Annotated in this window: 9 protein-coding genes, 1 other RNA gene and 1 pseudogene; 9 read left to right on the top strand and 2 right to left on the bottom strand. The window is 33.3% G+C overall.

Annotated elements, in window-relative coordinates; translation table 11 throughout:
* Positions 1–162: 162 nt before the first annotated feature.
* Positions 163–1,335 (bottom strand): pyridoxal phosphate-dependent aminotransferase, encoded by a 1,173-nt coding sequence (locus Q0Y61_RS07310; protein WP_297813687.1) that lies wholly within the window; start codon positions 1,333–1,335, stop codon positions 163–165.
* Between the two features lie 289 nt (positions 1,336–1,624).
* Between Q0Y61_RS07310 and groES the strand changes: the two are divergent.
* The 8 genes and pseudogenes from groES to cutA form a co-directional block, all read left to right on the top strand.
* Positions 1,625–1,876: pseudogene (gene groES / locus Q0Y61_RS07305) on the top strand (co-chaperone GroES); the annotation flags it as partial.
* A 33-nt stretch (positions 1,877–1,909) separates the two neighbouring features.
* Positions 1,910–3,550 (top strand): chaperonin GroEL, encoded by a 1,641-nt coding sequence (groL, locus tag Q0Y61_RS07300; RefSeq protein ID WP_297813685.1) that lies wholly within the window; start codon positions 1,910–1,912, stop codon positions 3,548–3,550.
* A 191-nt stretch (positions 3,551–3,741) separates the two neighbouring features.
* On the top strand, positions 3,742–5,484 hold the full coding sequence (locus Q0Y61_RS07295) for a M3 family oligoendopeptidase (protein ID WP_297813682.1): 1,743 nt from the start codon (positions 3,742–3,744) through the stop codon (positions 5,482–5,484).
* A 9-nt stretch (positions 5,485–5,493) separates the two neighbouring features.
* On the top strand, positions 5,494–5,967 hold the full coding sequence (locus Q0Y61_RS07290; protein WP_297813678.1) for a hypothetical protein: 474 nt from the start codon (positions 5,494–5,496) through the stop codon (positions 5,965–5,967).
* A 43-nt stretch (positions 5,968–6,010) separates the two neighbouring features.
* Positions 6,011–6,763 carry a DUF5644 domain-containing protein gene (locus Q0Y61_RS07285; protein WP_297813675.1) on the top strand — a complete coding sequence of 251 codons (753 nt, stop codon included), beginning with the start codon at positions 6,011–6,013 and terminating at the stop codon, positions 6,761–6,763.
* 13 nt (positions 6,764–6,776) lie between these two features.
* Positions 6,777–7,595 carry a hypothetical protein gene (locus Q0Y61_RS07280; protein ID WP_297813673.1) on the top strand — a complete coding sequence of 273 codons (819 nt, stop codon included), beginning with the start codon at positions 6,777–6,779 and terminating at the stop codon, positions 7,593–7,595.
* Positions 7,596–7,603: 8 nt separating this feature from the next.
* A complete protein-coding gene (locus Q0Y61_RS07275) occupies positions 7,604–7,882 on the top strand; it encodes a hypothetical protein (protein ID WP_297813670.1) in 279 nt (92 codons plus the stop codon).
* Positions 7,875–8,219, top strand: a complete 345-nt coding sequence (gene cutA, locus Q0Y61_RS07270) for a divalent cation tolerance protein CutA (protein WP_297813667.1) — start codon at positions 7,875–7,877, stop codon at positions 8,217–8,219. Before Q0Y61_RS07275 ends, cutA begins: the two co-directional genes overlap by 8 nt.
* A gap of 7 nt (positions 8,220–8,226) precedes the next feature.
* Here the strand turns inward: cutA and ssrA are convergent.
* Positions 8,227–8,595: a transfer-messenger RNA gene (gene ssrA / locus Q0Y61_RS07265) on the bottom strand.
* A 183-nt stretch (positions 8,596–8,778) separates the two neighbouring features.
* On the opposite strand from ssrA, the gene panB reads away from it, so the two are divergent.
* Positions 8,779–9,585 (top strand): 3-methyl-2-oxobutanoate hydroxymethyltransferase, encoded by an 807-nt coding sequence (panB, locus tag Q0Y61_RS07260; protein WP_297813664.1) that lies wholly within the window; start codon positions 8,779–8,781, stop codon positions 9,583–9,585.
* Positions 9,586–9,588 lie beyond the last annotated feature (3 nt).

Here is a 9,588-nt window from a genome sequence, read left to right as displayed (position 1 = left end):
GGGGTATTCCCTGTTATTTGCTCCCTTTATCTTTATCCAAAAAGTGCGTAAGCTAGATGATAGATTCCACAAGTAGCAATCTTGACAAAGCTGGCAAAAACCTCACAAATAATGGAATCTCTCATAAAGTAAAATTCTACAAGAGGGAGAATAAAAACAAAATTATAGCTTTTCGCAGTAATCTTTAATTCTTTGAATCCCTACTTCAATACTCTTTAAATCTGTGGCAAAAGAGAATCTGAAGTAACCATCCATTCCAAATCCAATGCCCGGCACAACAGCTACACCCGCATTTTCTAATAAATCTTTACAAAACTGCATAGAATCTTTGCAAATTTCTGCACAATTGGCAAAAAGATAAAAAGCCCCATCAGGCTTACTTACTCTTAAACCCCTGATAGCATTAAGTTTTTCACAGGCAAAATCTCTTCGTTGCTTAAAAGCTTGTCGCATCATTTCAATCTCTTTATCTGCACTTCCATTTAATCCCAAAATGGCAGCTTTTTGAGTGATAGAGTTGATATTTGATAGGGATTGACTTTGAAATCCATTAATCAGTTTGCAAAGTTTTTGGTCCTTACTTGCTAGATAACCCATTCGCCAACCCGTCATTGCGACTGCTTTGCTAAGTCCATTAATTGTAATCGTGCGTTCAAGCATATCTTGACCAATGCTAGCAGGTGAAACAAAAACGCCATCATAAACCAACTTCTCATAAATTTCATCACTAAGTAGCCAAATATTTGTGCCTTTTAAAACAGAAGCAATTTCTTCTAGCTCAGTTTTAGAATAAACCATTCCCGTAGGATTGGAAGGTGTTGTAAGGACTAGCATTTTTGTTTTGGGTGTAATAGCGGATTGGAGTTGTTCTTTGGTAATTTTAAAATTGTTTTCTTGTGTGGTTTGAATAAAAACATTTTTGCCATTACTAAAAGTAACAAGTTCAGGATAAGTTACCCAATAAGGAGAAGGGATAATTACCTCATCATCTTTGTCAATTAAGGCTTGAAATACATTAAAGAGTGAATGTTTAGCTCCACTATTAACAATAATTTCTTTTGTAGAGTATTCCAGGTTATTATCTCGTTTAAGTTTTGCACTGATTGCACTCAATAATTCTGGGATTCCAGCGACCGCAGTATATTTTGTAAAACCTTCATTAATAGCTTGAATTGCTGCGTCTTTGACAACTTGAGGTGTATCAAAATCTGGCTCACCTGCAGAAAAAGAAAGAATATCCTTTCCTTGGGATTTTAATTCTCTCGCGAGAGTGCTAATTGCAATAGTTATGGATTCAGATAGAGCAGTAACCCTGCTTGCATAATGTGCCTGCATAGTAGTCCTTCTTTGAAATTTATAGATTGAAACACAATAATAATCTTAATTTGTTAAAAATTTTATAAAAATTAGATTTTGATTAACTTTTCGTAAATAGATTTAAATCAGTTGATTTAAGCTTATTGTTGATTAAATTTATCAATTATTTAGTATTTATGACTAATTAATATTTAGCCAAATAGACTAAGATTTAATGAATTTTTTTACTAAATGTATTGACAAGATGAACTTTTTGCATTATAATTTCGCTCGTTTAAAATATATTAATTTTTTGGAGGTAATCCTTATGAAGTTTAAACCACTTGGAGAAAGAGTTCTAGCAGAAAGACTAGAAGAAGACACAAAAACTGCTTCAGGAATCATTATCCCTGATAATGCAAAAGAAAAACCACTTGAAGGAATTGTCAAAGCTATTGGCAAGGAAGTAAAAGAGGTTAAAGTAGGAGATACAATTGTTTTTGGGAAATATTCTGGCACTGAAGTGAAATTAGAGGGAAAAGAATATTTGATTTTAAAACTTGAGGATGTTTTAGGCGTCCGAGCTTAAAAATAAAAATTATAAGGAGACAAAATGGCAAGCAAAGAAATTAACTTTTCAGATAATGCAAGAAATAGACTATATGAAGGTGTAAAGCAACTTAATGATGCTGTAAAGGTAACTATGGGTCCAAGAGGACGCAATGTTTTAATTCAAAAAAGCTTTGGTGCGCCGAGCATTACAAAAGATGGTGTTTCAGTGGCAAAAGAAATTGAGCTTGCAGACCCTATTGCAAATATGGGTGCACAACTTGTGAAAGAAGTTGCAAGTAAAACTGCTGATGCAGCGGGAGATGGCACGACAACAGCGACTGTTCTTGCTTATAGTATCTTTAAAGAAGGCTTAAGAAATATTACTGCAGGCGCAAATCCTGTGCAAGTTAAACGTGGAATGGATAAAGCAGCAGAAGCTATTACAAAAGAGTTAAAGAAAATTTCTAAACCCGTTGCAGGGAAAAAAGAAATTGCACAAGTGGCAACAATTTCTGCAAATTCTGATTCTAAAGTCGGAGAATTAATTGCAGAAGCGATGGAAAAGGTTGGCAAAGACGGTGTCATCACTGTTGAAGAAGCAAAAGGAATCAATGATGAACTAAGCGTCGTTGAGGGAATGCAATTTGATAGAGGGTATCTGAGTCCATATTTTGTAACTAATAGCGACAAAATGGAAGCAGAATTAGAACAACCTTATATTTTATTAACAGATAAAAAAATCACTTCTATGAAAGATATCTTGCCACTTTTAGAATCTACAATGAAGAGTGGTAAGCCATTGCTTATTATTGCAGAAGATATTGAAGGAGAAGCTTTAACGACTTTGGTAGTAAATAAATTGCGTGGTGTCTTAAATGTTGCTGCAGTGAAAGCTCCCGGATTTGGTGATAGAAGAAAAGAAATGTTGAAAGATATTGCAACTTTAACTGGTGGCGAAGTCATCAGCGAAGAGTTGGGTAAAACACTTGAAGCTGCGACTATTGCGGATTTAGGACAAGCGGCTAGAATTGTGATTGATAAAGATAATACAACAATTGTAGATGGAGCAGGTAAAAAAGATGCAGTTAAAGCAAGAATTGCGCAAATCAAAACTCAAATCCAAAGCACTACAAGTGATTATGATAAAGAAAAATTGCAAGAAAGATTAGCAAAGCTTAGTGGCGGTGTTGCTGTTATTAAAGTTGGTGCAGCAAGTGAAGTAGAAATGAAAGAGAAAAAAGACCGCGTAGATGATGCGCTTAGCGCAACTAAAGCGGCTGTTGAAGAGGGAATTATTATTGGCGGAGGTGCGGCACTTGTGCGTGCAGCAGCAAAAGTTAGCCTGAAGCTTGAGGGTGATGAAAAAATTGGCTATGAAATCATTAAACGTGCAATTTCTTCACCTATTAAACAAATCGCAACAAATGCAGGATTTGATGATGGTGTGGTGGTAAATAATGTAGAAAAAGATTCTAATGTAAATCACGGATTTGATGCTTCTAATGGCACTTATGTAGATATGTTTGAAGCAGGAATCATCGACCCATTAAAGGTTGCTAGAATCGCTCTTCAAAACGCTGTGTCCGTTTCTAGTTTATTGCTTACCACAGAAGCGACCGTTCACGAAATCAAAGAAGATAAACCCGCAATGCCAGATATGAGTGGTATGGGTGGAATGGGAGGTATGGGTGGAATGATGTAATTTCATCTTTTCTTATCCTTTGGATCCCTTCCGGGTTCCATTGCTTCAAAAATCCCCTTGTAAAGCCAAAAAAGTCTTTTATAGAACAACAATTAATTTAAAGAAAAAACCCTTTTATATTTAAGTAAATAAACTTTGCAAATTTCAGTGTATTTAAGGTAAAATTTCAGTTTTTAAAATAAAGGAATTTTATGTCAAATACACAAGATTTATGGAATCTCACAGCACTATTTAAAAATAAAAAATCCCTGCAAAACACAATGAAAGAGAGCATAGAGAGAGCAAGAGCATTTGAACAAACTTATAAAAATAATCTTGTAAATTTAACACCTGATAAGTTTTATCAAAGTCTTAAAAATTATGAAAAAATTTGCGAGGAACTTTCTGCTATTATGACTTATGCGTTTTTATGTTTTGCTTCAAACACTAAAGAGGGTGCGTTTTATGCAGATTGTGAAATGCAAGTGAATAGAGCGCAAGAATCACTTTTGTTTTTTGATTTAGAATTTAACGCGCTTTCTTCACAAAAACAACAAGAATTTATCCAAAATGCTCAAGAATACAAATATTATTTAGATCTTTTAAGTAAGAATTCTAAACATCAATTAAGCTTAAAAGAAGAAAAAATTTTGTTAAAAACACAGCCCGTGAGTGTGGATAGCTTCAAGCGACTTTTTGATGAGCATTTGAGCCATTTGCGTTTTACAATTTCTCTTAATGGCACACAAAAGCAAGTAGGGGAGGAGGAAGTCTTAAGTCTCCTGTATGATAAGGAAAGGGAGGTTCGTAAAATGGCACAAGAGTCCTTAAGTGTTGGATTAAAACAGAATCTTGATTTACTGACCTATATTTATAATGTTGTGCGTAAAGATTTGAAAATTACTACAGAACTAAGAAAATATGAAAGCTTAGAAGAATCACGCCATTTAGACAATCAAACCACACAAAAAAGCGTAGATTCTATGGTAAAAACCATTAACGACAATGTTGGAATTGTGGAGGAATATTATCTATTAAAAGCTAAGATTTTGGGTTTAGATACTCTTTATGATTATGACCGTTACGCACCGCTGTGTTGTACAGAAGAAGCAGAATTTACCTATCAGGATTCTAAAGCCATTGTATTAGAAACTTTTGAGGAGTTTTGTCCAAAATTTTATGGAATCGCTAAATGTGCATTTGAAGAGGGTTGGGTAGATTCTCACCCACGTGAATACAAAAGGGGAGGGGCATTTAGCCATAGTGCAGTGCCAAGCGCACATCCTTATTTGATGCTCAATCATACAAACCGCAGAAGGGACGCTTTTACAATGGCACATGAGTTAGGGCATACCATTCATCAGACTTTATCTTATAAAGTGGGGTATTTAAACGCGGATACTCCTTTGACTACAGCAGAAACAGCTTCTGTATTCGCGGAAATGTTATTGTTTGAAAAGATGAAAAAAAATCTAAGTAGGGAACAGAAAATTGAGCTTTATGCGAGCAAGTTAGAAGATGTATTTGCTACACTTTTCCGGCAAAATGTTTTTACGAACTTTGAACGTTTGGTGCATTTAAAAGAGGGTGAATTAAGCAGTGAGGAGTTTAACAATCTTTGGCAAGAAGAAAATCAAAAAATGTTTGGTAAAAGCGTGATTTTAACACCAAATTATCGTCTTTGGTGGTCTTATATTCCCCATTTTATTCATACTCCTTTTTATTGCTATGCGTATAGTTATGGACAACTTTTAGTTTTTGCGCTTTTTGGAGTTTATCGCTCAAACCCTTTAGATTTTGTTACCAAATATGAGGAATTTTTAAGCCTTGGTGGGAGTAAATCACCTAAGGAATTAGTGGGGATTTTTGGTTTGGATATTGAAAGTGAGGATTTTTGGCAGATTGGTATGAGTGAGGTGAGGTTGCTGCTTGAAGGTTTAAAGGAGATTTTATAAGGAGAGAATATGGAAGTTTTGCTGAAAGATAAAAAGTTTAGAGAGATATTAAAAGGGCATTGTTATACAATTCTAGAGCATTTCATTCACAGAAAAATTAATTTTTCCATTGTTTGTAATGTGCGTTGCGTGAAGTTTGAGCCTGAATTGCCAGATTCCATTAGAGGGTCTTTTAGTGAGTTAACCTTGTTTATTCTTGCAGGTTATACTTTTGAGAGTTTGGAACTAGATTCTAAAAATCTATATTTTGAAGCAGGGTTTGGAGAAGAGAATTTGGGCAGTTTTGTAACAGCACCATTGGATTCTATTGTTCAAATTTTATTACCAAATGATGAGGATTTACGTGCAGATTTTTGCGTATATATAAATCTTTATAATGCTTTTATAAATACAGAACCAACCAAAAAAGATGAAGAAGAGGGGATTAATAGTTCAATGAAAGCCCTTTTAAGCAATCCAAAAAACAAAAGGTTTAAAAAATAATTTGCTATACTTCAAAATTTAGTGTTTTGGCAATGGAGAGAAAATGGAGAAAAAGATTAAGTTAGAATTATTCCGATTTGATATTAAAACAGATTATTTGCCTTATTTTGCAAAACTGCTTGTAAAAATTGATTCGCAAAAATCATTGTTGGATTTATTAAAAATTGTTCAAAAAAATGTATTGGAATATGGTTATAACGCATATGGATTTAAAATTAATGGTGTGGTAGTGTTTGACTTTGGTTTAAAAATTGAAGATTTAATCAAAAATTTTGGGTTAGAGTGGAAAATAGAACCACTAAATCCGCATTTGGCAATAAAGGATTTAATGATTAATGTAGAGCCATTTTTACAAAAACTAGAATCATTAAAACAAGTTGGGCTTGATGAATTAGCACAAGATGAAGTGCAAAGTGTGTTAAAAGATATGGAGTTTAGGGGGTTAGAAGCCTTAGATATAGAAACACAGGATATCAAAAATGTTTTTTTGCTTTCTTTTTTGCCTTTTGCTTATGCAACTCCTTTAAGTGTCGAAAATTCAGAATATTTGGGTGAAGCCTATTTTATTTTGGTTGCTTCTTTGTATGCGAAGCATAAAACACCAAAGATATTAGAGACTATTTGTAAGCTAGAAAATGGAATCTTTAACGCGCAAAATTTACAAACTTACTTGTTTCCGCCAAATGCAAAGTTTGATAAATGTATCAATGAATTAAAGATGATTGCTTTTGAAATGAGTGAAAATTCTCAAGTTCAAGCCCTTAAATCAAAACTCATTAAAAAAGTTAATTCTTAAAAAAGGGGAGGAAATGGGATCTTTTGTTTTACTGCATAATAATTTCTATCCAAAATCTGCTAATATTTTAATGCAAAATATTAAAACGCTTTTGGAAAAATTGCAAATTCCTTTTGAAAAATCTCAAAATATTACATTGGAGGGAAAATTTTTACCCTTTATAAATAGGGTAGAATATTATAAAAAGCTATTCCTTTTATTTTTAAAAGCACAAGAGGAAAACCATAAAATCCTTGTATGTGATTCTCAAAGTTTGTTAGAAATTATGAGATTTTTCGCAAATTTTTATGAAGAAACAGAATTAAGAGAAGTGCTTTTAAAAGAATGTGAAACAGAAATTGATATTCTAAGCTTAGAAAATAGTTTTATTTTTGCACCAGAAGTTATCCTCAATGCGTTAAAGACTTATAATTTTAAACGGCGCTGGGAAGGATTTAAATGCGCTTTCTTCGTAGATAGAGAGCTTGAAAAAATCGTCGTAGAATCTCAAATGATTTCTACTTTAGAAGAGAGAACAGGATTGAAGATTTTACCATTTTTCAAAGAAAGTTATGCGTATTTGTTGCAAACCAATCCACCATTAGCTTATTCAATGGGAGCAACAGATTATTATGAAATGGTAGATGGCGGAGTAGATTTTATTTTAACGCCAAATATTGGTAATTTTGAATTAATGGATAGATGTGCAGAAAAGCTAAGAAACACAAAAGGTCGTGATGATTTAGAGATTCCATTATTATTTATTCCTCAAGTGATTTTAGCTCTTTTTGACGAAACAACAAGTAGCATTTTGCATTTTGGAGAGCATATTATTTCTCCAAAAATGCTTTAAGGATAAGAGTGATTATAGCGTTAAAGGTCATTGTTTCACTTATAATTGCAATGATTTGGTATAAACTTTCCTCCAATCAAGAAATTTCTATTTTCTTTTTTGTGTTAATGCTTATTATTTTTTTTATTCGTCCTATTGCATATCAAAGCCCAAAAGAACGCGAAGAATATTTGGAAAAATTTAAACGCTCAAAAGAGCGTCAAATGAATCTAGAAAGAATGCGCCGTGATGAAAAGAAAAAATCAGCAGAAGAAAAGAAGAAGAGAATGGGTGTCAAGGATGAGTAATAGAAATAGACTGATGTTACTTCAAACGACAACCACGCGAGCAAATGCTACAATTTTAATCGGAATTGCTTTAGAATCCACACTAAGTGCTTGTGTCCAGCAAATAAATATTCAAAGTCATTATGTTTGGCATAATGCGCAGAATCCAAGCTTATTAGAAGTTTGTAATGAAAATGAGATTTTATTAAGCTTTAAAGTATTTAAGCAAGATTTTAAGGATTTGCGTAAGCTTATTTTGCAATATCATACCTATAAGATTCCAGAAATTATTGGGATTAAACTTTATAAAGTATCTAAAAGTTATCAAAAATGGTGTAAAAAGACAAAGTTAAATTGATAGTTGTTGGTGGAGCTGTGGGGAATCAAACCCCAGTCCGAAAATCAAACCAACAATAGTAGATATACATACTTTCTTGGATTTTTAATCTTTCTTGAAATATCAAAATTCCAAAAAATAATATCTCAAGGCAACCTAATCTTAACTTTATATGCGGTCATACAAAGTGCATCTAGCTAAAATGATGTTTTTGAGAAGTCGCTAGAATCCTTATTCAAAAACAGCTCCAAAAGTTGATAAACTTACGCAATTTTAGCGTAAGCAGGAGCGTAATTTGCGTTGTTTGCGTTTATATTTATGTGCTAGATTTACAACTTAGCACAGGTTGGTATGCCACTAGAGCTATCTAACTCTCGTCGAAATTCAAGTCAGCCCCAAGAATAAGATTCTATCTTAGATTCTATAAAATTTTTATTAACCACTGCAATATGGAATGTAATTTTGCATTTAGAGATGAATTATCCAATGCTAGTTTAATATAATATTTAGGGTAAAAATTCTTATTTTATTGTAAAATCTTTTTTTGAATCTTGTGATTTCATTGCATAAAAGGATAAAAATGAGTATGCAAAATATAACAAAATCTATCACTACCGCACAGATTTTAAAGAAAAAGGATATAGAAAAAATCACTATGCTAACAGCATATGATGCCTTAATGGCAAAAATCTTTGATGGTGAAGTGGATATGATTTTGGTGGGAGATAGTTTGCAAATGAGTTTTTTTGGTGATTTAGATACATTAAGTAGCAGTTTGGATAAGATGATCTATCACACTCAAGCGGTGTGTAATGGAGTGAAAAAAAGCTTAGTCATTTGTGATATGCCTTTTGGTAGCACGACAATACCTAAACTTGCTTTAAAATCCGCAATTCGTATTTATAAGGAAACCAAAGCGCAAGCAGTGAAATTGGAAATAGGATTTGAGGGTTTAAAAAGTATTGAAATGTTAGTTAAAAACGGAATTGCTGTAATGGTACACATTGGATTAAAACCGCAGTTTATTCGCAGTGATGGTGGATACAAGGTAAAAGGAAAAACGCAAGAAAGTGTGGAATCACTAATAAAACTTGCACAAGAGATTGAGCAAAAGGGTGCATTTAGTATTTTACTAGAGGGAGTAAAAGCGGAGGCAGCACAACAAATCACACAGAGCGTTAAGATTCCAGTCATTGGTATTGGAAGTGGAGTGAATGTAGATGGGCAGGTATTAGTATGGAGTGATGCTTTTGGTTTTTTTGAGGAATTTAGACCTAAATTTGTGCGGCAATATTTAAAAGGTGCAGAATTGTTGCGTCAAAGTGTGCGTCAATATGTTGAAGATGTTAAAAATGGCAGTTTTCCAAGTGAGAGGGAAAGTTATTAGGGG

Source organism: uncultured Helicobacter sp. (assembly GCF_947367035.1).
Classification (GTDB): Bacteria; Campylobacterota; Campylobacteria; order Campylobacterales; family Helicobacteraceae; genus Helicobacter_D.
The sequence above is the reverse complement of the archived record's forward strand: the minus strand, read 5'-3'. Positions and strand labels throughout refer to the sequence as shown.